The organism is Paractinoplanes hotanensis (genome assembly GCF_023717965.1).
GTDB lineage: Bacteria > Actinomycetota > Actinomycetes > Mycobacteriales > Micromonosporaceae > Actinoplanes > Actinoplanes polyasparticus.
Genome location: NZ_JAMQOL010000003.1, coordinates 73,388 through 99,785 on the forward strand (window position 1 = coordinate 73,388; position 26,398 = coordinate 99,785).

The 26,398-nt window shown below is 69.9% G+C and carries 19 protein-coding genes; 8 read left to right on the forward strand and 11 right to left on the reverse strand.

Going from position 1 to position 26,398, the window contains the following annotated elements:
• Positions 1 to 94: 94 nt before the first annotated feature.
• Positions 95 to 283: a Flp family type IVb pilin gene (locus LXN57_RS02190; RefSeq protein ID WP_251796276.1), complete on the reverse strand. Its 189-nt coding sequence runs from the start codon at positions 281 to 283 to the stop codon at positions 95 to 97.
• 134 nt (positions 284 to 417) lie between these two features.
• Here LXN57_RS02190 and LXN57_RS02195 point away from each other — a divergent pair, with 134 nt between their 5' ends.
• Positions 418 to 2,040: a RecQ family ATP-dependent DNA helicase gene (locus LXN57_RS02195; RefSeq protein ID WP_251796277.1), complete on the forward strand. Its 1,623-nt coding sequence runs from the start codon at positions 418 to 420 to the stop codon at positions 2,038 to 2,040.
• A 4-nt stretch (positions 2,041 to 2,044) separates the two neighbouring features.
• On the opposite strand, the gene LXN57_RS02200 is transcribed toward LXN57_RS02195, so the two are convergent.
• The 3 genes from LXN57_RS02200 to LXN57_RS02210 form a co-directional block, all read right to left on the reverse strand.
• On the reverse strand, positions 2,045 to 3,208 hold the full coding sequence (locus tag LXN57_RS02200; protein WP_251796278.1) for an MFS transporter: 1,164 nt from the start codon (positions 3,206 to 3,208) through the stop codon (positions 2,045 to 2,047).
• Between the two features lie 203 nt (positions 3,209 to 3,411).
• The gene (locus LXN57_RS02205) at positions 3,412 to 5,193 is read right to left on the reverse strand and encodes an alpha-amylase family glycosyl hydrolase (protein WP_251796279.1); all 1,782 of its coding nucleotides are present in this window, start codon (positions 5,191 to 5,193) and stop codon (positions 3,412 to 3,414) included.
• A gap of 58 nt (positions 5,194 to 5,251) precedes the next feature.
• A complete protein-coding gene (locus LXN57_RS02210) occupies positions 5,252 to 7,369 on the reverse strand; it encodes a transglycosylase domain-containing protein (RefSeq protein WP_251796280.1) in 2,118 nt (705 codons plus the stop codon).
• A gap of 321 nt (positions 7,370 to 7,690) precedes the next feature.
• Here LXN57_RS02210 and LXN57_RS02215 point away from each other — a divergent pair, with 321 nt between their 5' ends.
• The 5 genes from LXN57_RS02215 to LXN57_RS02235 all read left to right on the forward strand — a co-directional run bounded on the left by LXN57_RS02215 (position 7,691) and on the right by LXN57_RS02235 (position 16,109).
• Complete coding sequence (locus LXN57_RS02215) at positions 7,691 to 8,434, forward strand: esterase family protein (RefSeq protein ID WP_251796281.1); 744 nt, start codon at positions 7,691 to 7,693, stop codon at positions 8,432 to 8,434.
• A 56-nt stretch (positions 8,435 to 8,490) separates the two neighbouring features.
• Positions 8,491 to 9,882: a cellulase family glycosylhydrolase gene (locus LXN57_RS02220; RefSeq protein WP_438872819.1), complete on the forward strand. Its 1,392-nt coding sequence runs from the start codon at positions 8,491 to 8,493 to the stop codon at positions 9,880 to 9,882.
• Positions 9,883 to 9,945: 63 nt separating this feature from the next.
• Positions 9,946 to 10,917: an aldo/keto reductase gene (locus LXN57_RS02225; protein WP_251796282.1), complete on the forward strand. Its 972-nt coding sequence runs from the start codon at positions 9,946 to 9,948 to the stop codon at positions 10,915 to 10,917.
• A gap of 128 nt (positions 10,918 to 11,045) precedes the next feature.
• A complete protein-coding gene (locus LXN57_RS02230) occupies positions 11,046 to 12,998 on the forward strand; it encodes a LysM peptidoglycan-binding domain-containing protein (protein ID WP_251796283.1) in 1,953 nt (650 codons plus the stop codon).
• A gap of 165 nt (positions 12,999 to 13,163) precedes the next feature.
• Complete coding sequence (locus LXN57_RS02235) at positions 13,164 to 16,109, forward strand: 3-keto-alpha-glucoside-1,2-lyase-like domain-containing protein (protein ID WP_251796284.1); 2,946 nt, start codon at positions 13,164 to 13,166, stop codon at positions 16,107 to 16,109.
• 776 nt (positions 16,110 to 16,885) lie between these two features.
• Here LXN57_RS02235 and LXN57_RS02240 read toward each other — a convergent pair.
• The 4 genes from LXN57_RS02240 to LXN57_RS02255 are packed head-to-tail and all read right to left on the reverse strand — an operon-like array spanning position 16,886 to position 21,102.
• Positions 16,886 to 17,392 (reverse strand): copper resistance CopC family protein, encoded by a 507-nt coding sequence (locus LXN57_RS02240; protein ID WP_251796285.1) that lies wholly within the window; start codon positions 17,390 to 17,392, stop codon positions 16,886 to 16,888.
• Positions 17,389 to 18,558, reverse strand: a complete 1,170-nt coding sequence (locus LXN57_RS02245; protein ID WP_251796286.1) for a Dyp-type peroxidase — start codon at positions 18,556 to 18,558, stop codon at positions 17,389 to 17,391. Before LXN57_RS02245 ends, LXN57_RS02240 begins: the two co-directional genes overlap by 4 nt.
• Complete coding sequence (locus LXN57_RS02250) at positions 18,555 to 19,103, reverse strand: copper chaperone PCu(A)C (protein ID WP_251796287.1); 549 nt, start codon at positions 19,101 to 19,103, stop codon at positions 18,555 to 18,557. Before LXN57_RS02250 ends, LXN57_RS02245 begins: the two co-directional genes overlap by 4 nt.
• Positions 19,104 to 19,155: 52 nt before the next feature.
• Positions 19,156 to 21,102, reverse strand: a complete 1,947-nt coding sequence (locus LXN57_RS02255) for a bifunctional copper resistance protein CopD/cytochrome c oxidase assembly protein (RefSeq protein ID WP_251796288.1) — start codon at positions 21,100 to 21,102, stop codon at positions 19,156 to 19,158.
• Between the two features lie 325 nt (positions 21,103 to 21,427).
• Between LXN57_RS02255 and LXN57_RS02260 the strand changes: the two genes are divergently transcribed.
• Positions 21,428 to 21,820 carry a DUF6188 family protein gene (locus LXN57_RS02260; protein WP_251796289.1) on the forward strand — a complete coding sequence of 131 codons (393 nt, stop codon included), beginning with the start codon at positions 21,428 to 21,430 and terminating at the stop codon, positions 21,818 to 21,820.
• Between the two features lie 48 nt (positions 21,821 to 21,868).
• On the opposite strand, the gene katG is transcribed toward LXN57_RS02260, so the two are convergent.
• Both katG and LXN57_RS02270 read right to left on the reverse strand, forming a co-directional pair.
• Complete coding sequence (gene katG, locus LXN57_RS02265) at positions 21,869 to 24,103, reverse strand: catalase/peroxidase HPI (protein WP_251796290.1); 2,235 nt, start codon at positions 24,101 to 24,103, stop codon at positions 21,869 to 21,871.
• Positions 24,103 to 24,522: a Fur family transcriptional regulator gene (locus LXN57_RS02270; protein ID WP_285904582.1), complete on the reverse strand. Its 420-nt coding sequence runs from the start codon at positions 24,520 to 24,522 to the stop codon at positions 24,103 to 24,105. Before LXN57_RS02270 ends, katG begins: the two co-directional genes overlap by 1 nt.
• A gap of 75 nt (positions 24,523 to 24,597) precedes the next feature.
• Between LXN57_RS02270 and LXN57_RS02275 the strand changes: the two genes are divergently transcribed.
• Positions 24,598 to 25,026 carry a PPOX class F420-dependent oxidoreductase gene (locus LXN57_RS02275; protein ID WP_251796292.1) on the forward strand — a complete coding sequence of 143 codons (429 nt, stop codon included), beginning with the start codon at positions 24,598 to 24,600 and terminating at the stop codon, positions 25,024 to 25,026.
• Positions 25,027 to 25,098: 72 nt separating this feature from the next.
• Here the strand turns inward: LXN57_RS02275 and LXN57_RS02280 are convergent, their stop codons facing one another.
• Positions 25,099 to 26,157, reverse strand: coding sequence for an FAD-dependent oxidoreductase (locus tag LXN57_RS02280; RefSeq protein WP_251796293.1), 1,059 nt, complete (start codon positions 26,155 to 26,157; stop codon positions 25,099 to 25,101).
• Positions 26,158 to 26,398: the final 241 nt, after the last annotated feature.

Sequence of the window (26,398 nt, forward strand, 5' to 3'; positions counted from 1 at the left end):
CGGAAACAGAACCCCGAGTAGTGGCGAAAGAGGTCGATACCGACATCCACCTCATTCGTCGCGGGGCCGGCCCCGCGGGGCCGGCCCGGCGAGCTCACGGCATCTTGATCTTTCCGGCGACGGCGCCGAACAGGTCGCTGATCTGCTGGCCGAACACGGTGGCGCCGACGATGATCACGACGGCCACCAGCGAGACGAGCAGGCCGTACTCGACGGCGGTCGCGCCCTCCTCGTCCTTCGCCGGCAGGTGGGACTGCAACCACGCGGTCAGGTAATGGAACATCGCTGTCTCCCCCGTTTCAGCCGGCCCGTCGAGCCGGTCGAAAGCTCCTATCGGTCCGGCCGGTGACGGTCGGAGAGGGCCACGGGTGCAGCTTCGTTGCCGTGACCGCCGCGACCGTAGGCCACACTTACCGGGTGTCTGACGTCAACGCCATCGCCGAGTCGGTGCTCGGGTTCACCCTCCGGCCCGTCCAGCAGGAAACGGCGGCCACGTCCGCCGCCGGCCGGGACACCCTGGCCGTGCTGCCGACCGGCAGCGGCAAGAGCGCCATCTATCAGGTGGCGGGCCTGGCCCGCGGCGGCCTGACGGTCGTCGTCTCGCCGCTGGTCGCCCTGCAACGCGACCAGCTGCGCTCGCTCACCGGCCGGCACGTGGCGGCGCGGATGCTGAACTCGGGCCTGCGGCACGCCGAACGGGTCGAGGCGCTGGCCGCCGTGGGCGACGGGTCGGCCGACTTCGTTCTGCTCGGACCGGAGCAGCTGGCCAACGACGAGACGCTGGCCGCGATCGCCGGCAGCAGCCGCCCGGTGACGCTGATCGCGATCGACGAGGCCCACCTGATCAGCCAGTGGGGCCACGACTTCCGGCCCGACTACCTGCGCCTGGCCGACGTGGCCGAAACGCTCGGGCGGCCGCCGCTGCTGGCGCTGACCGCGACCGCGGCGCCGCCCGTGCAGGCCGACATCACCCGCCGGCTGCGCATGACCGACCCGAAGGTGATCGTGGCCGGCTTCGACCGCCCCAGCCTGAGCCTGTCGGTGCGGCTCACCCGGCCCGACCGGCCCGAGGCGCAGGCGATCGAGGATCGTACGGTCGAGGTGATGCTCGCCCACGAGACACCGGCCCTGGTGTACGCGCTGACCCACGCCCACTGCGAGGAGCTGACCGAACGGTTGCGGAGGGATTCGTACAAGGCCGCCGCCTATCACGCCGGGGTGCCGGCCGCCGAGCGCAGCCGCGTCCAGGACGCGTTCTTCGCCGGCGAGCTCGACATCGTCGTCGCCACCAGCGCCTTCGGCATGGGCATCGACAAGCCCGACATCCGTACGGTGGTGCACGCGGGAGTTCCCGGCAGCCTCGACGAGTACTACCAGGAGGTGGGCCGGGCCGGCCGCGACGGCCGGCCCGGGGCGGCCGTGCTCGTGCACGACAGCCGCGCGATGCGGATCCCCCGGCTGCTGGCCGCGCGGGCGCGGGTGCCCGCCGACACCGTCACCGCCGTGGTCGACCAGCTCGAGACCGCCCACGGCCGGGTGGCGCTGGCCGACGTGGCCCGGGCGGCCGGGGTCAGCCACGCCGCCGCCCAGCGGGTCGCCGCCGAGCTCGTCGAGCAGCACTTCCTGACCCCGTCCGGCCATGACGAGGTGACGGTCGGCGTCCCGGTGCCGGCCTCGGCCCGCGACGCTGTGCTGGCCTCGGGCGACCGGCGCCAGACCATCCTGGCCAGCCAGATCGACACGGCCCGCCACTACGCCGAGACCACCCGGTGCCGGCGGGCCGAGCTGCTGGCCTACTTCGGCGAGCACTACGCCGCCCCCTGCGGCAACTGCGACAACGACGACGACGCCCCGCCCCCGGGCCCGTCGTGGTCACCGACAACCGGCGACGGCACGCGCGTCACCCACAAGTACTGGGGTTCCGGCCTGCTGCTCGCCCGCGACGACCACGAGATCTCGGTGCTGTTCGACTCGGTCGGCTACCGCCACCTGACCCCGGCGGTGCTCACCAACGGCCTGCTCACCATCGACCAGGTGTAGTGCCTCAGCCCGGGACCAGAGCCCCGCGACGGCCGACGGCCCACACCGTCAGGGCGAAGCCGGACGCGGCCAGGCCGGCCACGCAGACGGCGGCCCAGCCGCCGGCCGACCACAGCAGGGTGGCCGCCGCCGAACCGGCAGCGCCGCCGAGGAAGTTGCTGGTGACATAGACGGTGTTGAGCCGGCTACGGGCCCCCGGCGACAGCGTGAACAGCCGCGTCTGGTTGAGGATGCCGATCGTCTGCGCCGCCGCGTCGAGCAGCACGACGGCGATCACGATCGTCACGACGGAGTTCCGTCCGGCCAGCGCGAGCCCGAAGGCCACCAGCAGCAGGGCCCAGGCGACGCCGGTGGCCGGCAGGGACAGCCCGCGGTCGTGCAGCCGCCCGGCGCGCTGGGCGGCGAGCGCGCCCGCCAGCCCCGCGATCCCGAACAATCCGATGGCCTGCACCGAATAGTGATAGGGCGGGCCGCTCAGCAGGAACGTCAACGCCGTCCAGAACATGGTGAAGGCGCCGAACGCCGTCGCCGCCAGCACCACGGTCCACCGCGCGGTCCGTTCCCGCCGCAGCACCTGACCGACGGACGCGATCAGGCTCCAGTACGGGATGTGCTCCCGCGCCGGCAGCACGGGGATGCGCCGCGACAGCACCACCGCCGAGCCGACGGCGATCAGGGCCGCGACCACATAGATGGCCCGCCACCCCGCCACTCCGGCCACGAACCCCGCCACCGTACGGGAAATCAGGATGCCGACCAGAATTCCCGAGATCACCGTGCCGACCACGTGACCCCGCTCGGCGTCGTCGGCCAGATCCCCGGCCAGCGGCGCCAGGATCTGCCCGGACACGGTTGTCACCCCGAGCAGGACCAGCGCCCCCATCAGCAGCCCCAGCGAGGGCGCCACGGCACACAGCAGCGCGGCGCCGGCTGAGCACAACAGAACGGTCCGCACGAGACGGCGTCGTTCGACGACGTCGCCCAGCGGCACCAGGAACAGGATGCCCGCGGCGTACCCGAGCTGGGTCGCGGTGATCAGCCACCCGGCCGCGGCCGGCCCGGCGTCCAAATCGTCGGCGATCAGGTCGAGCAGCGGTTGCGACCAGTAGAGGTTCGCCACGGCCGCCCCCGCGGCCACAGCGAACAGAAGCGTGAGCCGACGTGTCATGATCAAGGCTTACCCCACGCCCGCCTGCGCCGGCACAGCGCCCACCCGAAGTCCTGGGCTCTGGCTGCTCACCGAGCGCGGGCCCGCGGGAGCCGTTAGCGTCGGGGCATGAGCGCCTCACCGACGCATCGCGGCATCGGCCAAATCCCCGTGGTCGACGTCGCGCCGGTCGTGGCGGGTGGCCAGGGCCCCGTGAAGTCCGTTCAGCCGTACACCACGAAGCCCGCGGCGGGCACCGTCACCTCGACGGCCTTGCCGTTACGGGGCTCGATGGGCAGCTGCGAGCCCTCCTGCCCCGGGTCCGTGCTGAACAGGCAGGTCAGCTTCCCGCCCGCGGGCTGCAGGTCGACGTCGATCGTCACCCACGCCGTACGGGGGTGATCCGGATCCGTGTTGATGGCCGCCACCACCTCGGCGCCGGCGAACAGGCGGGACCACGCCAGCACCGACCGCATCTCGCCGCCGAACAGCTGCGGGTAGCCGAAGTTCACCCCGTCGCCGGAGATCGGGCGCAGGTACTGCCGGCCCCGGCGCAGGGCCGGCAGGCGGCGGCGCAGGGCGAGGATGCGCGAGACCTGGGCGTACGTCCGGCTGTTCTCGTCGAAGCAGTGCGCGCCCCGGCTGCGGAAGGCGCCGAACTCGCCGCCGAACATCGCCTCGCGCAGGTAGCGGTCGCTGGGGCCGCTGCCGTCGAGACCCTGTTCGCTGCCGTAGTACAGGCACGGGATGCCGAGCGTAGCGGCGTTGAACGCGATCGCCGCGACGCCGAGCTTCCGACCCAGGTCGTCGGCCGCGAACCGGGCTTTGCTCGTGCCCTTGCGCACCTGGTCGTGGTCGTCGAACGCGGTCACCACCCGGTTGCGGAACCAGGTGTGCGAGTCCTTGCCCAGCTGCAGCGAGTCGCGGAACAGCCCGAAGTATTCGCGCGGGTCCCGGAAGCCCTTGACCAGCCATTCCATCTGGTCCTGGACGTCGGCCAGACCGAGCGCGGCGTCCATCCCGACCTGTTCGAGCGTCCGGTACGCGAACTCGCGGGAGCCGGTGATCTCGGCGATCAGATAGAAGTTCTCCTTGCCGAGCGACTGCGCGAACTCGTGGACGGCCGAGGCGAAGTACCGAGCCGCCCCGGGGTCCATGTGTTTCACCGTGTCGACGCGGAAGCCGTCGAGGTCGGCGAAGGCGATCCAGTACTGGTAGACCCGGGTCAGCGCCCGCAGCGCCGGCGACGGCCGGTAGCCGTCGGCCGGGCCGGAGCCGAGCGCGATGTCCTTCAGTCCCTCGAAGTCGCCCTCGAGGTATTCCGGGTGCCAGTCCCAGTTGCTGATCGGGCCCTTGGCGGTGAAGGTGCCCGGGTTCTGCAACTCGGCCGGCCACACCGCGGCGTCCGGACCCGCAGCCGGGTCGACGGGGCCGAACGGCAATGTCGGAGCCCGATCAGCGTCGCGGAACCCGGCCACCGCGTGCGTACGGCCGTCCCAGCGGACGTCCCCTTCCTCGTACGCGAAGACGTCGCCCGCGTGGTTGAGCACCACGTCGAGGATGACGCGGATGCCCCTCCCGTGCGCCTCGGCGACCAGGTCACGCAGCTCGTCGGCGCGGCCGAAGTGCGGGTCGACCTCGAGGAAGTTCTGCGTGGCGTAGCCGTGGTAGCTGTTCGTCCGCGGCGCCTGCTTGAGAATCGGGCTGATCCACACCGCGGTCACGCCGAGCCGGCTCAGGTATCCGAGCCTGCCGCGCAGGCCGGCGAGCGTGCCCCCGGCCCATTCGGTGCCGGCCCGCTGCCACTGTTGCTTGCTTTCCGCCGTACGCCAGGCGCTGTCCCGGTCGGCTTCGGTGAGCAACGGCGTCGTGTCGTCTCCGTCGGCGAACCGGTCGAGCATCAGGAAGTAGAGGACCTCGTCCTCCCAGGCGGGCGGTGACGGATGGAACGCGCGGTCGCCGGTCAGCCGGTCGAAGTCGATGTCGGAGACACGTCGGAAACCCATGAGGCCATCCAAGTGCACCCGGCGATCGAGCTCACCGGGTGCATCCCAGATCCGACAGCTACTCGCCGGGCTTCTTGAACTCCTGACGCTCCGCGCCCTCCATGTAGTCGGCGAGCGTGCGGTAGACGACCGGGTTGATGATGTTGTGGCGCATGCGGTCGGTGTGGTTGGCCCAGTCGGGGTTGACCAGGTAGCCGGCCACGACCATGCTGCGCGAGCCCACCACGAGCGACGCCGTCTTGTCGGCGTCCGTGGTGCCGGTCTTGCCGAACACCGGGTGGCCGATCGTGCGGTAGGCGTTGGGCTCGGTGGCGCCGCCGCAGCTGCCCAGCTGGGCGCGGTCGCCGACCGGGCAGCGGGCCGCGTCGAGCGCCTTGCGGGCCACGTCGGCGTCGGTGACCCGCCGGCAGGACGGTTGCCCCGTCTTCAGCTTGGAGCCGTCGGCCGCGGTGATCTGCCGGATCGGCGTCGGCGCGCAGAACATGCCGTCGCCGGCCAGGGTCGCATACGCGTTGGCGATGTCCAGCGGCGTCGAAGTGGTCACGCCCAAGGTGAACGCGCCGAAGTTGTGCGCGGCCTCGGGAGTGTCGACCAGATCACGTTCGCTCTGCGAGCGGAACTGCATGCCGAACCGCTTGGCCACGTCGACGACCTTCTCGGCCCCGACCTGTTCCTGCAGCGGCACGAAGTAGGTGTTGACCGACTTGCCGAAGCCGGTCCACATGTTGAAGGTGCCCTTCTCGTTGGGCGAGGCGTTGCTCGGGCAGTAGAACGTCGTGCCCGGGCAGGCGGCCGGCGCCCCGGCCGCGATCGGGTAGCTCGACTTGTAGGTCGACCCCGAGGTGATCTGGTGGTCGAGCTCGTAGCCGTTCTCGAGCGCGGCCACCATGGTGAACATCTTGAACACGGAGCCGGCCTGGTAGCCGTTGATGTCGCCGCCACCGGTGATGATCGGGTTGGTGGTGTTCGGGTACGTGGCCCGGGCGCCGGCCTTGCGCGCCTGCGGGTTCGAGCTCTTGGGGTTCGTACCGTCGTCGAGTTTGAACTTGCGGTTGGCCGCCAGCGACTTGACGTGGCCGGTGCCGGGCTCGATCCCGGCGATCAGGACGGCGTTCTTGTTGTCGTCGTCGATCTTCCTGGTGATCTCTTTGCGGGCCGCGGTCTGCGCCTTGATGTCGAGCGACGTGACGACCGTGTAGCCGCCGGTCTTGAGCTGACGCTCCCGCTCGTACGCGTTGGCCCCGAACGCCTTCTGCTCCATCCACCAGCGGTAGAAGTAGTCGCAGAAGAAGCCCCAGCTGTTGACCGACACCGAGGTGCAGCCGTTGCCGGGCCGGTTGGCGGTGCGCTTGAGCTTCGTCTTCTTGGCCGCGTCGCCCTCGGCCTTGGTGATCTGCTTGAGCGCGACCATGTTGTCGATGATGTAGTTGCGCCGGTCGAGCGCCTGCGGGTAGCCGGTCTTGGTGGTCGGGTCGAACGCCGACGGCGCCTTCACCATGCCGGCCAGCAGCGCGGCCTCGGCGATGGTCAGGTTCTTGGGCGACTTGTTGAAGTAGACCTGGCTGCCGGCGTAGACGCCGTACGCGCCGTTGCCGTACGGCGCGAGGTTCAGGTAGCGCCGGAGGATCTCCTTCTTGTCGAGATCCTTCTCGATCTGCAGCGCGTACTTGATCTCGGCGATCTTCCGCTCGGGGCTGTCCTTGGTCGCGTCGATCGCCTCCTGCGGCGTCTTCGCGCCGTACGCCTGGGCCATGCGCACGTACTGCATGGTCAGCGTCGAGGCACCCTGCTGCGACCCGCCCTGGCTGTTGTTGACGAACGCGCGGGCGATGCCCTTCACGTCGACGCCGTTGTGCTCGTAGAACTTGTGGTCCTCGGCGGCGATGATGGCGTTCTGCATGTTCTGGCTGATCTGGCTCAGCGGCGCGTCGCTGCGGAACTCGTCGTAGAGGACGGCGATCTGCGTCTTGCCGTCGCTCGCGAAGACCCGCGTCACCTGCGGGGCGGACTGCTGCTCGATCGTGCTCGGCATCGCGGCGAAGCCTTCGGCGCCGGCCTTGGCCACCAGGCCGCCGAGCGCGACGGCCGGGAACGAGGCGGCGGAAACCACCACGGCGGTCAGCAGGCCGCACGTGAGCAGCAGCCCGGCCTTGCCGGCGAACGATCGATTCTTCATCCGGTCACCCACAGTCACGGATCTCCAGACACCTTTCTCAACGGCAAGCGGCACAGCGACTCGGCACAGTACGCCACCCGCGCACGGATCGCCCGAAAGCGTACGTGATCTTGTGGTGGGCCCCAGCCGCCTGGCTCCTTACCCGCGACCGTGCCCGCGCACTCCCGACAACCTCTCAAGAGTGCCTGGCAGTTGCCTGCGAACCGGTGGTTGCTCACGAGCGCCCCGGGCCGGACCGGTCGGGGCGGGCGCCCGTGGGCCATGACGCGGATCACTACGGAAAATGTCACAACGCCGGCCGGTGCGGCAGACTGGTCATTCATGCGCCACTACTCCGTAGAGCTGGAAGCTTCGAACGGCGCGAGCGGGACCGTGGCCGCCTACGGTCACTGGGGCCGGCCGATGATCGTGTTTCCCACTGAGGGCGGCAACGCGTGGGAGTGGGCCGCGAACGGCATGGTGGACACCGTCGAGCCGCTGATCGAGGCCGGGCGGCTCAAGCTGTACTGCGTCGACTCGTTCGACGCGGGCACGTGGTCGGCCCACCACCTGCCGCTCGAGGAACGGGCGCGAATGCACGCGGGCTACGAGACGTGGATCCTCGAGAGCGTCGTGCCGCACGTGCGCGCCGACTGCGGTGACGAGGCGGAACTCGGGGCGATCGGATGCTCGCTGGGCGCGTACCACGCCTTGAACTTCGCCTTCCGCCGAGCCGACCTGTTTCCGACGGCCCTGTGCTTCTCGGGGAACTACGACCCGGGCAGCTGGAACGGCTGGGGCGAGCGGGGCGACGCCGTCTACTTCAACAATCCGGCCGACTACGTGGCCCACCTGCACGGCGACCACCTGGACTGGCTCCGCCAGCGGCTGTCGATCCTGCTGGTCTGCGGCCAGGGCCGGTGGGAGGACACCACCGGCGCGCTCGCGTCGACGCCCCGGATGGCCGAACTGCTTGCGGTCAAAGGCATCCGGCACGAGTACGACCTGTGGGACGCCGACACGCCGCACGACTGGCCGTCGTGGCGCGCCCAGCTCGCGAAACACATCGATACTCATCTACCCTAGACAACGTTAGTTAACTTAATTAATAATCGTTCTCCCCGACCTGGTGGAGGACGTCAATGCGCCGTTCCCGTTCCCTGTTACTGGCCATGGCGGCCGCGGTCGTCGCCGCCGGCCTGTCCCTGTTCGCCGTCTCCCCCGCTTCCGCCGCCGCCACCACCGCCACGTTCGCCAAGGTCTCCGACTGGGGATCGGGCTGGCAGGGCGAGTACACGATCACCAACGGCGGCTCGACCCCGATCAACGGCTGGCGTGTCGAGTTCACGCTGCCGTCCGGCACGAGCGTCGGCTCGTACTGGGATTCCCTGCTCACCCAGTCCGGCCGGCGTTATACGTTCAGGAACCGTGAGTACAACGGCACGATCGCCCCGGGCGCGGCGGTGACGTTCGGCTTCGTCGGCGCCGGCGCCGGCAGCCCGACCGGCTGCCTGCTCAACGGCGTGTCCTGCACCGGCACGACCACCCCGCCGACGACTCCCCCGGCCACCACGCCGCCCACCACCACGCCGCCGGCCGGCGCCACGCCGGTCGCCCGCAACGGCCAGCTGAAGGTCTGCGGCCGGCAGTTGTGCAACGCGCAGGGCAAGGCGATCCAGCTGCGCGGCATGAGCACGCACGGCCTGCAGTGGTATTCGAGCTGCGTCAACGACGCCTCGCTGACCGTGCTGGCCGACGAGTGGAACGCCGACGTGCTGCGGATCTCGATGTACATCCAGGAGGGCGGCTACGAGACCGACCCGGCCGGCTTCACGGCCAAGGTGCACGATTACATCGAGAAGGCCACCGCGCGCGGGATGTACGCGATCGTCGACTGGCACATGCTCTCGCCGGGTGACCCGAACTTCAACCTCGCGCGCGCCCGGACCTTCTTCACCGAGATCGCCGCGCGGCACAGGAACAAGACGAACATCCTGTACGAGATCGCGAACGAGCCGAGCGACGTGCACTGGTCGTCCATCAAGTCGTACGCCGACCAGATCATCCCGGTCATCCGGGCCCAGGACCCGGACGGCGTCGTGCTCGTCGGCACCGAGGACTGGTCGTCGCTGGGCGCCTCGGGCGACGGTCAGGGCGTGGCCCGGATCCTGGCCGACCCGGTGAACGCCGCGAACATCATGTACACGTTCCACTTCTACGCGGCCTCGCACGACGACTACTACCTCAGCACGTTCCGCGACGCGATCGCGAAGCTGCCCCTGTTCGTCACCGAGTTCGGCACCCAGCAGGCCTCGGGCGACGGCGGCAACAACTTCGTCCAGGCCCAGCGATACCTCGACCTGATGGCGCAGAACAAGGTGAGCTGGACCAACTGGAACTACTCGGACGACGGCCGGACGGGCGCGGTGTTCACCACCGGCACGTGCGCCGCCGGCGCCTACTCCGGCACCGGCCGCCTCAAGGAGGCCGGCGTGTGGATCCGCGACCGGATCCGCACCCCGGACGACTTCTGACGCCCTGACGCCCTCTCCGGTGCGGGCCGCGGGGCCCGCACCGGACGGGCATAGGTTGAAATCATGGAATACACACGTCTGGGCAGCTCGGGTCTCAAGGTCAGCCGGATCGCGCTCGGGTGCATGAGCTTCGGCCTGCCCGACCGGGGCGCCAACCAGTGGTCCCTCGGCGACGAGGCGGCCGAGCCGCTGTTCCGGCAGGCCGTCGAGCTCGGCGTGACGTTCTGGGACACGGCCAACATCTACAGCGCCGGCAGCTCCGAGGAGATCGTCGGCCGGGCCCTGCGCAAGTACACCGACCGCGACTCGATCGTGCTGGCCACCAAGGTGTTCTTCGGGCTCCACGACGGGCCCGGCGGCTCCGGGCTGTCCCGCAAGGCGATCCTGGAGAACATCGACGCGTCGCTCGCCCGCCTCGGCACCGACTACGTCGACCTGTACCAGATCCATCGTTTCGACCCCGAGACCCCGGTCGAGGAGACGATGGAGACGCTGCACGACGTGGTCCGCTCGGGCAAGGCCCGCTATCTCGGCGCCTCGTCCATGTGGGCCTGGCAGTTCGCGAAGCTGCAGCACGCGGCCGACCGCGGCGGCTGGACCAGGTTCGTGTCGATGCAGAACCAGTACAGCCTCGTGCAGCGCGAGGAGGAGCGCGAGATGTTCGGCCTGCTGGCCGACCAGGGCGTCGGCTCGATCCCGTGGAGCCCGCTGGCCAAGGGCCGCCTCGCCCGCCCGTGGGACGAGCGGAGCACTCAGCGGGCCAAGGTCGATCCGATGCACGCCCGGTACGAGGGCGACGAGAACAAGCCCATCGTCGAGGCCGTCCGCCGGGTCGCCGAGGCCCGGGGCGTGCCGATGGCCCAGGTGGCGCTGGCCTGGGTGCTGCACAACCCGGTCGTCGACGCGCCGATCGTCGGCCCGACCAAGCCCCACCACCTGACCGACGCGGTCGCGGCCCTCGACCTCGAGCTGACCGACGACGAGGTCACGGCCCTCGAGGAGCACTACACCCCGCGACTGCCCTCGGGCTACTGACGTCCCCGATGGCGAGATGACGATAAGTGCACCTGATCCGTCAGTGTCGGTTTTCCGCCTGCCTCGGCCACATTGACTACCTACCGTGACCGCAGCCGTCAGTCATCTCGTCACAGGGGGAAGTGACCATGCCGCGACTCGGACACGGAAAGTCGATCACGCAGAACGATCTCGAAACCGCAGAACGAAGTCTCGCCCAGGCCGCCGCCACCAGCGCAGGCGCATTCTCGCTGGTCCGGCCGGTCGAGGGGCACAGCTTCGACTTCCTGTTCCCCGGCCTGCAGGACGACGAGGCCAATCTGCTGCCACAGGCGGCCAACACCCCGGGCCTGCTGAAGGACCTCGGCAACGCCATGGTCGACACGGACGTGGTGGGCCAGGACAGCGACATCCCCGCCGCATACACCTACTTCGGGCAGTTCGTCGACCACGACATCACGCTCGAGATCCAGCAGGGCTTCGGCTCGGCCACCATGGCCCAGCTGCTCGACCCGGCGATGGTGCCGCTGGGCGTGGCCGCCATCCGCAACGCCCTGCTCAACCAGCGCACGCCGGCGCTCGACCTCGACAGCGTGTACGGGCTGCCGGCCCCGCGCGACCCTGCCGACGGCAACAAGATGCTGGTCGGCAAGGTGTCGCCGACCGGCTCGACCACCCCGCCCGGCAAGCGTCCCGACAGCAAGGCCGGCGACGACTTCCACGACCTGCCCCGCGAGGGCCGCAGCCCCGGCAACATCGATCACGACCGCGCGGCCGTGATCGGCGACCCGCGCAACGACGAGAACACCATCATCGGCCAGCTGCACACCGCATTCCTGCGGGCTCACAACGCGCTGGCCGACCAGGGGCTCTCCTTCGACCAGGCCCGCCGGGTGCTGCGCCAGCACTACCAGCACGTGGTGATCCAGGACTTCCTCAAGCGGGTGGCCGACCCGGCCGTCGTGGACGACATCGTCGCCAACGGCAACCGCTGGTTCGACCCGCTGAGCGAGCCGTCGTTCATGCCGCTGGAGTTCTCGGTCGCCGGCTACCGCTTCGGCCACTCGATGGTGCGCTTCGCCTACCACTTCAACGACAACTTCAACCTGCGCGGCGGGATCCCGGCGACGCTCGACCTGCTCTTCACCTTCACCGCGCTGAGTGACGGCCTCGGCGACTTCGACACGCTCCCGGAGAACTGGATCATCCAGTGGGAGAACATCATCGGCGACGACCCGGACATCAGCCTGGCCCGACTGCTCGATCCCAGCCTGGCCGCGGTCAAGAACAACCGGTTCCAGGCGCTGTTCGCGCTGCAGGACGTGACCGGCCAGCCGGAGCAGCCCGACCTGGCCGCCCGCCTCGCCGTACGCAACCTGCTGCGCGGCTACCGGTTGCGCCTGCCCACCGGTCAGGCGGTCGCCGAGCACATCGGCGCCCCGGTGCTCACCAAGGACGAGATCCTCGAGGCCGCCGGCGAGGACCAGCGTCTCGCGCTGGAGGCGGGCGGGTTCCAGTTCCGTACGCCGCTCTGGTACTACGTCCTGGCCGAGGCCAAGGTGCTGGGCAACGGCAATCGTCTCGGCCCGGTCGGCAGCACGCTCATCGCCGAGGTGCTCGTCGGCCTGGTGCGCCGCAGCCCCGACTCGATCCTGGCCCAGCCCGGCTGGACGCCGTCGCTGCCGTCGGCCAAGCCCGGCGCGTTCGAGCTGGCCGACATCCTCCGTCTGGCCGGCGTCCTGGCCGGGGCCGTCACTCCCGCGACCCACACGGTGCAGGAAGGCGACACCCTCTTCGGCATCGCCGAGGCGAAGCTGGGCGACGGCGACCGCTGGCCGCAGATCTACGCGCTGAACCAGGCGCTGATCCGCGACCCCGACCGCATCTTCGCGGGCCAGGTCTTCGTGCTGCCGCCGCTGCGGCCGGTCGGTGACATCCCGCGCCTGCACACGGTCCAGCGCGGCGACACCCTGAGCGGCATCGCCCGGGCCACACTGGGCGACGCCGACCGCTGGCCCGAGATCTTCGCCCTCAACCGCGCCATCCTGACCCACCCCGACCGCATCATCGCAGGCCAGGTGCTGATCCTGCCCGCTGCCTGACCCGCGCGCCACAGCCCGACGGACCAAGCCGCCACCCGGCTTGGTCCGTCGCTTTTGCCCAGACGGACAAAAGTTTGGATTGAAACATTGAAAGATATGGACGCCCCGGCAGAAGTGACCCAGGATGTTCACAACGTTGAATAGAACCGGTAACCGGGGAGCGCGATGAAACGTATCTTGCTGGCCGCACTGCTCGTCTCCACCTTCGCCGCGGCGCCCGCGTACGCGGCTGACCCGCCCCAGGAACCGGGCGTCACGCTCCGGACCTACCACATCGGGCAGCCGATGAGCCGCGTCTGTGAGCTCAAGCCCGGCCAGACCCCCAATGTGGACAAGCTCATGCCCACCGTGGACTGGTCCACCGCCGAGCAGTTCGGGCTGGACAACCAGTTCGTGACGCACGTGATCGCCAATCTCACCGCGCCCGCCGCGGGTACCTATACCTTCCGGCTCGTCAGCGACGACGGGTCGAAGCTGTTCATCGACGACAAGCTCGTCGTCGACCACGACGGTCCGCACGACGTCGAGCCGCCCAAGGAAGGCACGGTCGAACTGACCGCGGGCGTGCACCCCCTGCGGGTCGAGCACTTCGACCGCGACGGCGGCCAGCGGCTGACACTGTCGTGGCGCCCGCCCGGCGCCGGCGAGTTCGCCGTGGTGCCGACCAGCGCCCTCAGCACGGACGCCGGCGTGGTGCGGGTGACCGCCCCCGGCACCAAGGAATGCGTCGCCGGCACGGACGCCCCGGGCGATGGCCTGCCGCTGACCGCTGTCAACCCCGGTTACACCCTCACCGACCTGCGCCCGCCGGGCTTCGAGCCGCAGGTCACCGGCATCGCGTGGCGGCCCGACGGCAAAATGGTCCTGAGCACGTGGGGCGGCACGGACAAGGTGGCCGGCGAGGTCTACCTGGTCTCGGGCACCTCCGGCACGGCCGGGCCGGACAAGGTGACGTACAAGAAGATCGCCGGCAACCTCAAGGAGCCGATGGGCGTCGCGGTGGTCGACGGCCTGGTGTACGTGACGCAGAAGCACGAACTGACCGAGTTGCGCGACACCAACCGCGACGACGTGCTCGACACCCGGCGCACGGTCGCCGTGTGGCCGTTCGGCGGCAACTTCCACGAGTTCGCGTTCGGCCTGCTCTACAAGGGCGGCAACTTCTACGTCAACCTGTCGGTGTCGATCAACCTGGGCGGCGCCACGACCGACCCGCAACCGGTCGGCGGCCGCGGCACCAGCATCGTGGTCAACCGCAGAACCGGCGACGTGACGACAGTCGCGGGCGGCCTGCGCACCCCGAACGGCCTCGGCTGGGGCGCCGGCGGCGACCTCTACGTCACCGACAACCAGGGCGGCTGGCTCCCCTCCTCGAAGCTGCTCAAAATCGAAGAGGGCGCCTTCTACAACCACTACACCAACCCCGACGGCAGGTACGACGCCCAGCCGCCGACCAAGCCCGTCCTGTGGCTGCCGCAGAACCAGATCGCGAACTCCCCCAGCACCCCCGTGCTGCTCAAGTCCGGCCCGTTCCAGGGCCAGCTCGTCATCGGCGACGTCACCTACGGTGGCCTGCAGCGGGCCGCGCTCGAAACGGTGAACGGCCAGGAACAGGGCGCGGTCTTCCGGCACACGCAGGGTCTCGAGGCCGGCATCAACCGGGTCGCGCTCGGACCGGACGGCGCTATCTACCTGGGCGGCCTCGGCGCCGACGGCAACTGGGGCCAGGACGGCAAGCTGCGCTTCGGCCTCCAGAAGCTCACCCCCAACGGCAAGCAGGTCTTCGACATGAAGACCATGAAAGCCACCGAGACCGGCTTCAAAATCGAGTACACCAAGCCCCTGTCCGACGACACCATCGCCAAACTGCCTTCCGCGTACGCCCTGGAGCAGTGGCGTTACGTGCCGACCGCCCAGTACGGCGGCCCCGAGGTCGACCGCGAGGCGCTGGCAGTAACCGCGGCCAAAGTCTCCAGCGACAAGAAGACAGTCACGCTCACAGTGCCCGGCCTGCGCGGCGACCGCGTGGTGCACCTGCGTTCCCCGCGCCCGTTCAGCGCCCGTGACGGCGAGACGCTGTGGAGCACCGAAGCCTGGTACACGATGAACGAGAAGCCCGGCCGGCAGACGCAGGAGGTCTTCTACGAGGCTGAGGAGGGCTACCGCGAAGGAAGCGCGGCCCTGGCGACGGACCACAGGGGCTTCTCCGGCATCGGCTTCGTGGCCGGCCTCGGCAACCTCAACGCCGCCACCACCAGCCACGTCACGGTGGACAAGGCCGGCGAGTACGAGGTCGGCCTGCGCTACTCCAACGGCCCCAACCCCTCGGCCGGCACGAAGACCATCAGCGTCCACGTGAACGGCAAAAAGGTGAAGCAGGTGTCGCTGCCCTCCACGGTGACCTGGGAAGAATGGGCGACAGTAACCGAGAGGCTGACCCTCAAGAAGGGCGTGAACGCGATCCAGTACCGGGTCGACGCCCTCGACAGCGGCCACGTCAACCTCGACCTGCTCAGCGTCCGCAAGCCCAGCAAGAGAATCACCCTGTTCGACGGCAAGGGCCTGGACAACTGGATCCACACCGACGGCCGGAAGCCGCAGTGGCCCGCAGTAGCCGGCAACGCGGTAGAAGTCTGCTGCGGCGACCTGCGCACCAAGGAAGCCTTCGGCGACTACAAACTGCACGTGGAATTCAAGGTCCCGCTGCTGCCCCCGGACGTGACCGGCCAGAACCGCGGCAACAGCGGCGTCTACCAGCAGGAAAGATACGAGCTCCAGATCCTCGACTCGTTCGGCGACACCACCCTCGCCGACAACGAAGCCGGCGCGTTCTACACCATCAAGGCCCCGGACGCCAACATGTCCACCGCCCCCGAAACCTGGCAAACCTACGACATCACGTTCCGCGCAGCAAGGTATGACGATGCTGGCGCCAAATCGTCTAATGCTCGCGTTTCAGTTGTTTGGAATGGTCGTGTTGTGCATCGTGATGTCGAGCTTCCTAACGGGACGGGGGGGAACATCCCTGAGGGGCCTTCCACTGGAGCCATTCGGCTTCAGGATCACGGGAACAAGGTGCAGTACCGGAATATCTGGATTGAGCCTGCGTAGGTGTTGATGGCTCCTCGGCGGCCTGAAGAGGCCGCCGGGGAGTTGTCTTTTGTGGCTTTCTTGCGCTGGACGGCTGGGGCCGAGAGTGACCACGCCAGGCTGAAAAGCAACTACGCCTGGCGTGGTCACTCTCGGCCCCAGCCTTGCGGGGGTTTCACCTTGCGGTGAGTGAGTGGTCGGCGCTTCTCCGGGTGCGGGGTTGGGCTCAGGAGACCCGTGCGGGTGGGTGGTCCGGCTTCCGCGCTGTGGACGGAGCTGGGCGGGATACTCACGCAGGCGGGCCTGGGTGGTGGGGTGCGCGTTCGCACCGTGCCGCTTGCGCGGCCGGGTGGACAAGGGCCGGTGGGTGGTTGGGGATTGGCTCCTTGCAGGGGGGAGAGCTACCTACGCGCGGCCGCATGTTGTCGGGGCGGCCGCCTGAAGTTGAGGCATCGGCGCACCTGGCTCGGATTCGTTGGCTGAGATGAGAACGCGCGACGTGGAAGCCAGCGCGTAGATATCTGTTGCCCTCCCCCGGGCATTGTTCGCCCTTGGCTTGGCTGGTCTCCCCGGGGCGGCAGCCTTGGCTCATCGTGAGATGAGGGGATCCGCAACTGGGGTTTGGTTGCGGATCCCCTCATCTTGCGATTCGCTCTGGCCGCCGTCCCGGGGAGACCAGCCAAGCCTCGCAGTGGAACTTCACTGATCTTCTCGAGCGGCCGGGGTCTGGGGCAGAGCCCAGGGTCTATCGCTCCGACCCACAATGGAAAACAGCTCGGAACCGGTCGAGCAGCAGCCTAGGAATTGATTGTGCGCCTTCGCTTTCCGGAGAGATACAGGTACACGGCGACACCAGCGAGCACGACGCCTACTCCACACAGTCCGATGAGGACCGCGGGTGGCAGACCGCCGGATCCGGGAGCCGAAGCGGCTACGGCCGGGATCGGTTCGCCGACGGTGAAACCGTACGACCCCTGGACCGTGTGGCCGTCGGCCGAGACCACGCGGTAGGCCACCGTGTAGGCGCCGTCGGTCAGGGGCCGGCTCAGCGCCAGTGTGCCGGCGGCCCCGTCGACCACTGGAGCGGCAGCGGGCACGCGCTGCCGGGCGGCGTCGCTGACGACGATCGTCGTGAACTCGGGGTTGAGGTCTTCGCTGAAGGTGAGCTCGACGGTCGTCGGCGCGCTCGGCAGGGCGGCGTCCCGGGCCGGGACTGCCTTGACGAGCTGGGCGTGGGCCCAAGCGGGAGCGCCGGGGGCCAGCACGGCGACGAAGACGGCCGCCGAGAGCAGCAGGCGCCTCATCCGAGCACCTGCTCGCCGATCCAGCCGTCCTCGTCGCAGCCGGGCGGAACGGCGAAGACCGCCGAGCCGATGGGGGTGATCCACTCGTTGAGGAGGTCCTTCTCGGCCAGGCGCAGCTGGATCGGCACGAACTGGCGGGCGATGTCCTTCTGGTACGACGCGAAGATGAGGCCCGAATCGGGCTGTCCGGCCGCGTTGGGCACGCCGTCGTAGTTGTACGGCCGGCGCAGGATCTTCAACGCCGGGTCGGTGACGTGGGCCCGGGTGACGTGCGAGAAGTCCGGCATCGCGGGCAGGCCGGAGGAGTCCAGCTTGGTGAAGTCGGGCTCGTCGTGCTCCTGGGCACCGCTCAGCGGTGCGCCTGAGTCGAGGCGGCGGCCGACGGCGTTCTCCTTGTCGGCGACCGAGAGGATGTCCCACGTCTCGATCTCGGCCCGGACCCGGCGCACCACGAGCGTCGTCGAGCCGTCGGCGTTCCAGACCGCGGGGTCGATCTCGGGGCCGCGCGGGTTGGCCGTGCCGTCGAGCTGGCCCATCACGTTGCGCTGGGTGTGCTCGGGGGCCTGCACGCCGGGACTGCGCCGGAATCCCTGCTGCACCCAGCGGACGGCGGCGAACGGGCGGGCGTCCTTGATGAGCATGCGCTGGGTGTGGGCGACGGTCAGCGGATCGTCGGCGCAGATCTGGAGCAGCAGGTCGCCACCGGACCAGCGCCGTTCGAGGCGATCGATGCGGAACTGGGGGAGATCGGCGACGGGCGCCTTCAAGCCCGCGGCGCGGTAGAGGCCCGGGCCGAGGCCGAAGGTGACCGTCAGGCGGGACGGCAGCGGGGCGAGGGTCGCGTCGGTGTCGCCCAGCGCGGGAACGCCCTGGGTCAGGCGGCGGGCGTCGTCGGTGAGCAGCCGCATCATCCGGGCCAGGGCCCGCCGGTCGGTGCCGGCGGGCAGCGTGAACGCCACGAACGCGGCGTGTGCGGGCGGATCCTCGGCGATACCGGCCTGACGCGGCCCGTGGAACGGGACGGTGGCCGTGCCGGTGGTCAGCGGCTCGACCGCCGCCGCCGGCACGGCGTTGTCCGCGCCGGCCGCGGCGACCAGTCCAGCGCCCGCCGCCGCACCGAGGCCGGCCGCCGCGGCCCCGGTGAGCAGGTGTCGGCGCGAGGTCACGGAGCGGCGCTGCCCATCGGCGCCATCGAGTGACCGGGGTCGTAGCTCTCCCCCGCGCCCGCGAACGGCTTGGCGATCGCCGTGAACGGGACTGTCCGGCCGCCGGCCAGCTTCAGCGTGAACGTCACCTCGTCGCCGGGCTCGATGGCCTTCGCGGGCTTCATGAGCATGAGGTGATCGCCGCCGGGGGCGAGCTCGTGGTCGCCCTTGGCCTTGATGACGAAGCCGCCCGTCTTGGGCTGCATGACCATCTTGCCGTCCTTCATGGTCATCTCGTGCAGCTCGAGCGGGGAGGCCGGGGACTCGGCCGACATGACCGTGATGTCGGCGTCGGTGTCGTTGACGATCGTGCCGAAGGCCGCGGTCATCTCGCCGGCCGGACCGGCCTTCACCCACGGGTCCTTCATCGTCAGAGTGGTGGCCGCCGCGGTGGCCGAGGGAGCCGGGGCGGGCGCCGCGGCGTCACTGCCGCTGCCGCCGCAACCGGCGAGCCCGAGGGTGGCCACAGCCAGCGCGGCAGCCGCGCGGAGAACGTTGGTTCGCATGCTGCATAGGTCGGCGACCGCCGGCGAATAGTTCCCGCTGTGGCGGGAAATTTCAGGACTTGTCAGCGTGATGCTCGGGCATGGTGGACGAGCCGGGCCGGGTGGCGGCGAGGAAGGCGTTGTAGCGCGCCAGATCGTCGTCCTCGCCGGTGGCTTCGGCGCGGTCGGCGGCACGGTCGAGGCGGGCCTGCTCGCGTTCGTCGGAACGGATCCACTGGCGTACGAGAAGAAGAAGGATCGCCGCGGCCGGGAGCTCGCCGAAGGCCCAGGCCAGCCCGGCCCCCAGGTGCTGGTCGGCCAGCAGGGAGGAGGCCCAGGGCGGGTGGACGGCGGTGTACCAGTCGTCGGCGACGACCGTTGTGGACTGAAGCAGCACGAGGCCGAAGAAGGCGTGCGCCACCATGGCCAGGAAGTGCACGACGACGAGCAGCGCGGGGTGCACGCGGCGGCGGCCCGGATCGACGCCGATGAGCACCCAGAACAGCAGGTAACCGGCCAGCACGAAGTGCGTCAGCATGGCGAGGTGGCCCAGGTGGTACCGCATCAACGTGCCGAGCAGGCCACCCAGGTAGAGGCCGTAGAGGCTGGTCACATAGATGGCGAGGGCGACCAGCGGATGGCTGAGGACACGCGCGGGACGGCTGTGCAGTGCCAGCAGCAGCCATTCGCGGGCCCCGCGCACCTGCGGGTCGGCCGGGCGGCGCAAGGCGCGCAGCGCCAACGTCACGGGTGCGCCGCCGACCAGCAGGATCGGCACCACCATCGACAACACCATGTGCTGCACCATGTGGGCGCTGAAGAGGACGTACGCGTACCGCGCCACGCCGAGGCAGGTGATCGCGCCCAGCAACAGCAGGCCGCCGACCCACGAGGCGGTGCGGCTCACCGGCCACGGGTGGCCGGCACGGCGCATGCGGCGCACGCCCGCGAGGTAGGCGAGGATGCCGGCGGCGACCACGGTCAGGAAGAACATGTCCGGCAGCGGGTCCGCGAGCATGCGTACGGCGCTGGGCGGTCCCGGCTGGGCGAAGCCGAGCAGCTCGACGAGCGGGTCGGGCTCCGCCGCGGTCCCGGGCACCGGGGTGGGGCTGCGCGAGAGCGCGACCGACAGGCCGACGGCGGCGGCCAGCACGATCAGTTCGCCGACGGCCAGTCGTACGAAAACCCCCGGAGTGCCGGATCGCAGCGCGGGCAGTGTGCGGGCGCGATGAGCGGCGCCGATCGCCCCCACGGCGAGCAGCGCGACCGTCTTGAGCAGCACCAGTGCCCCGTACCGGGAGGACCAGAGCGCCGGCCAGTCGCCCAGCCGGATGCCCGCGTTGACGACGCCGCTGATCGCCGTCGCCACGAAACAGGCCAGGGCGAGCCGGCTGTAGCGCGCCGCCGTCTCACCGAAGCGGCGATGGCAGCGTACGAGAAGGAGGCCGGTCAGACCGCCCACCCAGAGCGACGCCGCCACGACATGCAGGGCCAGACTGCTGACGGCCAGCTGGTGGTTGCCCGCGCCCGCCGAGTGGCCGGTGAAGGTGGGCGGCAGCACGGCGCCCAGGGCGAGGCCGGCCGTCGCGGCGGCGAGCCCGCGGGACAGCCCGGCCCGGGAGGCCACGGCCACCGCGATCGCCAGGCCGGCCTGCCACATCAGGGACTGCCCCTGCGAGACCGAGAGCGCGAAGCTCAGGACGGACGAGCGGCCCAGGCGGTCGACCGGCACGCCCAGCACGTCCGACACGGTGAGGACGACCAGCGCTGCCGAGGTGGCCGCCCACAGCAGAGCCAGCCAGGTCACGCGTCGTAACAGCACCCAGCCGTGCGCGGCGACGCTGCGGCCGTCGCCCGGCAGCAGGAAGGCCGCGGTGACGCTGAGCCCGACGGTGAGCACGCCGAGCACGGTCGCCACCATCGTGAGCACCGGCAGGGCCCATTCGGTGACCGGCCCGGGGCTCGGGATGCCCGGCAGCACCGTGTCGTCGACCGCCCCACCGAACCGCAATGCCGCCACCAACGCGAGGACAGCCGCCGCGCCCGCTCCTACCAGACCTTTCCGCACAGCCCATCAGTCGCCGCAGCGGCCGCCGAAGTTCCCTGGGCGGCGCTGCAGAAAATCAAGCCGTCGCCCGCTCGTCGATCGGTAAAGGCCGATCGACTTAACGGGAAGTATTGTTTACTGTTTCCCCGTCGATTTTCCAGCGCCTTTTCGACGCCTTTAAGGATCCTTTATGAAAGCGCGCGTTACGTTCCTGCGGTCGCTGATCGATACGAGCTGATCGAGGTTTGTCATGGTGCCAGCCGCAGTCGCCGGACGGTGTCCGCAGGGAGCGGCAGCAGTGGGTCTGCTCGCCGGGCAGAGGCTGGACTACGTGCAACTCGGGCCGGCTCTCGTGCTGGGCTTCTCGGGCGGCAGCCGGGTGGTGATCGAGACGGTGGCCCGGCTGGACGGGCCGGACGGACGGGCCGAGGTCGAGCCCGGCTACCGCCCCTCGGACGCGCTCGGAGCGGTGCTCGGCGACGTTGTGCGTACGGCCGCGGTGCGCGACAGCGGTGAGCTGACGCTCGGCTTCGAGGGCGGACCGGAACTGGCGGTCGGCCCCGACGAGGACGCCGAGTCGTGGGCCGTGGCGAGCGAGGACGGCTGCCTGGTCGTCTGCCTGCCCGGGGGCGAGGTGGCGGCCTGGACCGAAGGGCCGTCCAAAGTGGTCATCCGACGCGAGGCACGATAGGCGCGAGGCCCGGCCGGTACACCGGCCGGGCCTCGTCCTGCGGAACGATCAGACGAGGTCGAAGCGGTCGAGCTCCATGACCTTCGTCCACGCGGCCACGAAGTCGGCCACGAACTTCTCGCGGGCGTCGTCGCTCGCGTAGACCTCGGCCAGGGCCCGCAGCTGCGAGTTCGAGCCGACGATGAGGTCGACCGCCGTGGCGGTCCACTTCACCTCGTCGGTGGCGAGGTCGCGGATCTCGTACACGTGCTCCTCGGTCTTCGACGCCGTCCACCGGGTGCCGGGGGAAAGCAGGTTGGCGAAGAAGTCGTTGGTGAGCTTGCCCGGCTGGTCGGTGAGGACGCCGTGCCGCGCGCCGCCGAAGTTGTTGCCGAGGGCGCGCAGACCGCCGAGCAGCACGGTCATCTCGGGCGCGGTCAGGTTGAGCATGTAGGCCCGGTCGACGAGCAGCACCTCGGGCTGGGTCTTCTCGCCCGGCCGCAGGTAGTTGCGGAAGCCGTCGGCGCGCGGCTCGAGGACGCGGAACGCCTCGACGTCCGTCTGCTCCTGGGTGGCGTCGGTGCGGCCCGGGCGGAACGGCACGGTCACCTTGACGCCGCCGTCGGCTGCCGCCTTCTCGACCGCGGCCGAGCCGGCCAGCACGATCAGGTCAGCCAGCGAGACCTGCGCGCCGCCGGCCGCGTTGAACTCCTGCTGGATGCCCTTGAGCGCGTCGATCGTCGGCGTGACGCCCTGGTTGACCTCCCAGCTGCGCTGGGGCTCGAGGGCGATGCGGGCGCCGTTGGCGCCACCACGCTTGTCGGTGGAGCGGAAGCTGGCGGCCGAAGCCCAGGCGGCGGAGACCAACTGCTCGACCGTGAGGCCCGACTCGAGCACCTTGGCCTTGAGGGACTCGACGTCGGCGTCCGACACGAGCGGGCCCTCGACGGCGGGAACCGGGTCCTGCCAGAGCTGCGCCTCAGGCACCCACGGGCCGAGGAAGCGGCTGACCGGGCCCATGTCGCGGTGCAGCAGCTTGTACCAGGCCTTGGCGTACGCCTGCGCGAACTCGTCGGGGTTCTCGAGGAAGCGGCGCGAGATCTTCTCGTACGCCGGGTCGACGCGCAGCGACAGGTCGGTCGTCAGCATCGTCGGCTTGTGCTTCCGGGCCGGGTCGAACGCGTCCGGGATGATCTCGTCGGTGGTCTTGGCGACCCACTGCTTGGCCCCGGCCGGGCTGGTGGTGAGCTCCCACTCGTACCCGAAAAGGATCTCGAAGAAGCGGTTGCTCCACTGCGTCGGCTTGTCGGTCCAGGTGACCTCGAGCCCGCTGGTGATGGTGTCCTTGCCCTTGCCGCTGCCGTGCGTGCTCAGCCAGCCCAGGCCCTGCGCCTCGATCGGGGCGCCCTCAGGCTCGGGGCCGACGTGGTTGTCGGCGGGGGCCGCGCCGTGGGTCTTGCCGAAGGTGTGGCCGCCGGCGATGAGAGCGACGGTCTCCTCGTCGTTCATGGCCATGCGGGCGAAGGTCTCGCGGATGAAGTGTGCCGCGGCCAGCGGGTTGGCGCTGCCGCGCGGGCCCTCGGGGTTGACGTAGATGAGGCCCATCTCGGTCGCGCCGACGCCCTCGGACATCGACTGCTCGGAGACGTAGCGCTCGTCGCCCAGCCAGGTGTCCTCGGGACCCCAGAAGATCTCTTCCGGCTCCCAGGTGTCGACCCGGCCGAAGCCGAAGCCGAAGGTCTTGAAGCCCATCGACTCCATGGCCACGTTGCCCGCGAGCACCAGCAGGTCGGCCCACGAGATCTTCTGGCCGTACTTCTGCTTCACCGGCCACAGCAGGCGGCGCGCCTTGTCGAGGTTGGCGTTGTCGGGCCAGCTGTTCAGCGGGGCGAACCGCTGACCGCCGTCGCCGGCGCCACCGCGGCCGTCCTGGATGCGGTAGGTGCCGGCCGCGTGCCAGCTCATCCGGATCATCAGGCCGCCGTAGTGGCCGAAGTCGGCCGGCCACCAGTCCTGCGAGGTGGTGAGCACGTCGACGATGTCGCTCTTGAGCGCCTCGATGTCGAGCTTGGCGAACTCCTTCGCGTACTCGAACGAGGGGCCGAGCGGGTTGGCCTTGGACGAGTGGGAGTGCAGCACCGACAGGTCGAGCTGGTTGGGCCACCAGTCGCGGTTGCTGCGCGGACGGCCACCGGTCTTCGGGGTCGGCGAGTCGATCGCCGGGTTCTCGCTCTCACTGCCGTGCGCGGTCACGGAGTCGTGCGCGACCGGGCAGCCGGCGCCCTTCGGGTCAATGTCGCTCATCAGTTTCCTTCCGAACAGTCGGGGCAGACGCCCCAGTAAACGACTTCCGCCTCGTCGATCACGAAGCCGTGATTGTTCGAGGCGGTGAGACATGGGGCATGACCGACGACGCACTCGACGTCGGCGATGGCGCCGCAGGAGCGGCACACGACGTGGTGATGGTTGTCGGCCACGCGCGACTCGTAGCGGGCGGTCGCGCCGGCGGGCTGGATGCGGCGCACCAGCCCGGCTTCGGTGAGCGCTCGCAGCACATCGTAGATCGCCTGGTGGGAGACCTTGGGCTGATCGGCGCGGACGAGCGCGATCACCGTGTCGGTATCGACGTGCGGGTGGTCGTGCAGAGCGGCGAGAACCGCGAGCCGCGGCCTCGTCACCCGCAACGAGGCGCACCTGAGTTGTGCCTCGAAGTCGACCATCACCCGCAGAACCCTAGACCCCTAGATTGGAACAAATCAAGTTTAGGAACGGTGAGGTTGCGGGACGGAGAATGAGGCATGACTGACTTCGATCCCCGGTCGCTGCTGGCCGAGAGCCGGCTGGGCGTGCTGGCCACCATCAAGTCGAGCGGCCTGCCGCAGCTCTCCCCCGTCACCCCGTTCTACGACCGGGAGGCCGGCACGATCTCCGTCTCGGTCACCGACGGCCGGGCCAAGACGGCCAACGTACGCCGTGATCCGAGGGCCGCCCTCGAGGTGACCCACCCCGAAGGCTGGGCCTGGGCCACCGCCGAGGGCACGGTCGAGCTGATCGGCCCGGGCGACGACCCGGACGGTCCCGAGGTCGACGCCCTGGTCGACTACTACCGCCGGGCCGCCGGTGAGCACCCGGACTGGCGGGAGTACCGGGAGGTCATGGTGTCCGACCGTCGCGTCCTGCTGGTTCTGCGCGTCGAGCATGTCTATGGCCAGTCCCTGCGCGGCTGAACGAAGCGGCGGGGAACGCGAGGGCCGGGCTCGCCGACAACGGCGAGGCCGGCCCGGCCCGCGTACGGGAAATCAGATTGCTGCCGGGTGGTGAGCCAGGCGCTTGACGATCGCGTTGACCGCGTCGCGGCCGGCCCGGTTGGCGCCGACGGTCGACTGGGACGGGCCGAAGCCGATGAGGTGCACGCGGGGCTCGTCGGCCACCTGGGTGCCCAGCATCCGGATGCCGCCGAACTCGTTGCGCAGTCCCAGCGGGTCGAGGTGGGCCAGGGCGGCCTTGAAGCCGGTGGCCCACACGATGGCGTCCACGCTCGTGAAGGTGCCGTCGGCCTCGCGCACGCCGGTCGGTTCGATCGCGGTGAACACGGGACGCCGTTCGAGCGCGCCGCGTCGTTTCGCTTCCAGCGCGTACGGGGTCCAGGCGAGCCCGGTGTACGAGACGACGCTGCCGGAGGGGCGGCCCGCCTCGACGTCGGCGACCACCTTGGCGATGGTTTCGCGACCGGCCCCCTCGGGCTGGAAGCCGTCCGTGCGGAACCAGGGCTCGCGCCGGGTGTACCAGAAGGTCTTGGCGACCCGGGAGATCTCCTCGAGCAGCTGCAGGGCGGAGATGCCGCCGCCGACGACCGCGCCCCTGCGGCCGGCCAGCTGGCCGGCGGACACATAGTCGTACGTGTGCAGCTGAAGGCCCTGGAAGCTCTCCTGGCCCGGATAGCGCGGGCGTACCGGGTTGGTCCAGGTTCCGGTGGCGTTGATGACCGCCCGGGTCGTCCAGCGGCCGCGGTCGGTCTCGACGATCAGGCCGGGGTCCGCCCGGCGGACCGCGGTGACCCGCACCGGGCGCAGGATCGGCGGATCGAACTTGCGCTCGAACTCGGCGAAGTACCGCGGAACGGCCACCCGGCTCGGTTCGGCCGGGTCGGGCGGATCCTGGGGCAGGCCAGGCAGGTCGAAGATGCCGTTCACGGTGGCCATCCGCAGCGATTCCCAGCGATGGCGCCACGCGCCGCCCGGCGCGGGCTCGGCGTCCAGGACGACGTGATCAAGACCACGCCGGCGCAGATGGTAGGCGGCGGACAGCCCGGACTGGCCGCCTCCGATGACCACGACAGTCGCTGATCTGTCGGTCATGGTGTCGCTCCCCTTGCTGTGGAAACCGCCGCGCGAGGAGAACATCTACGGAGGGACCACCTATTCCCGGCACGTTCTCGTCCGATCAGACCATCGAGGTCAACCGAACGTGCCGAAATTTCTTCACATCTCTTACCAACACGGCAAATCGGTCGCCGTAGATGAACGGCTGATTACACGGAACTGATCATCCGGTGATCGCTTTGATAGCGTCACGCCGCCATTGTCCGGCAAGGCGGAA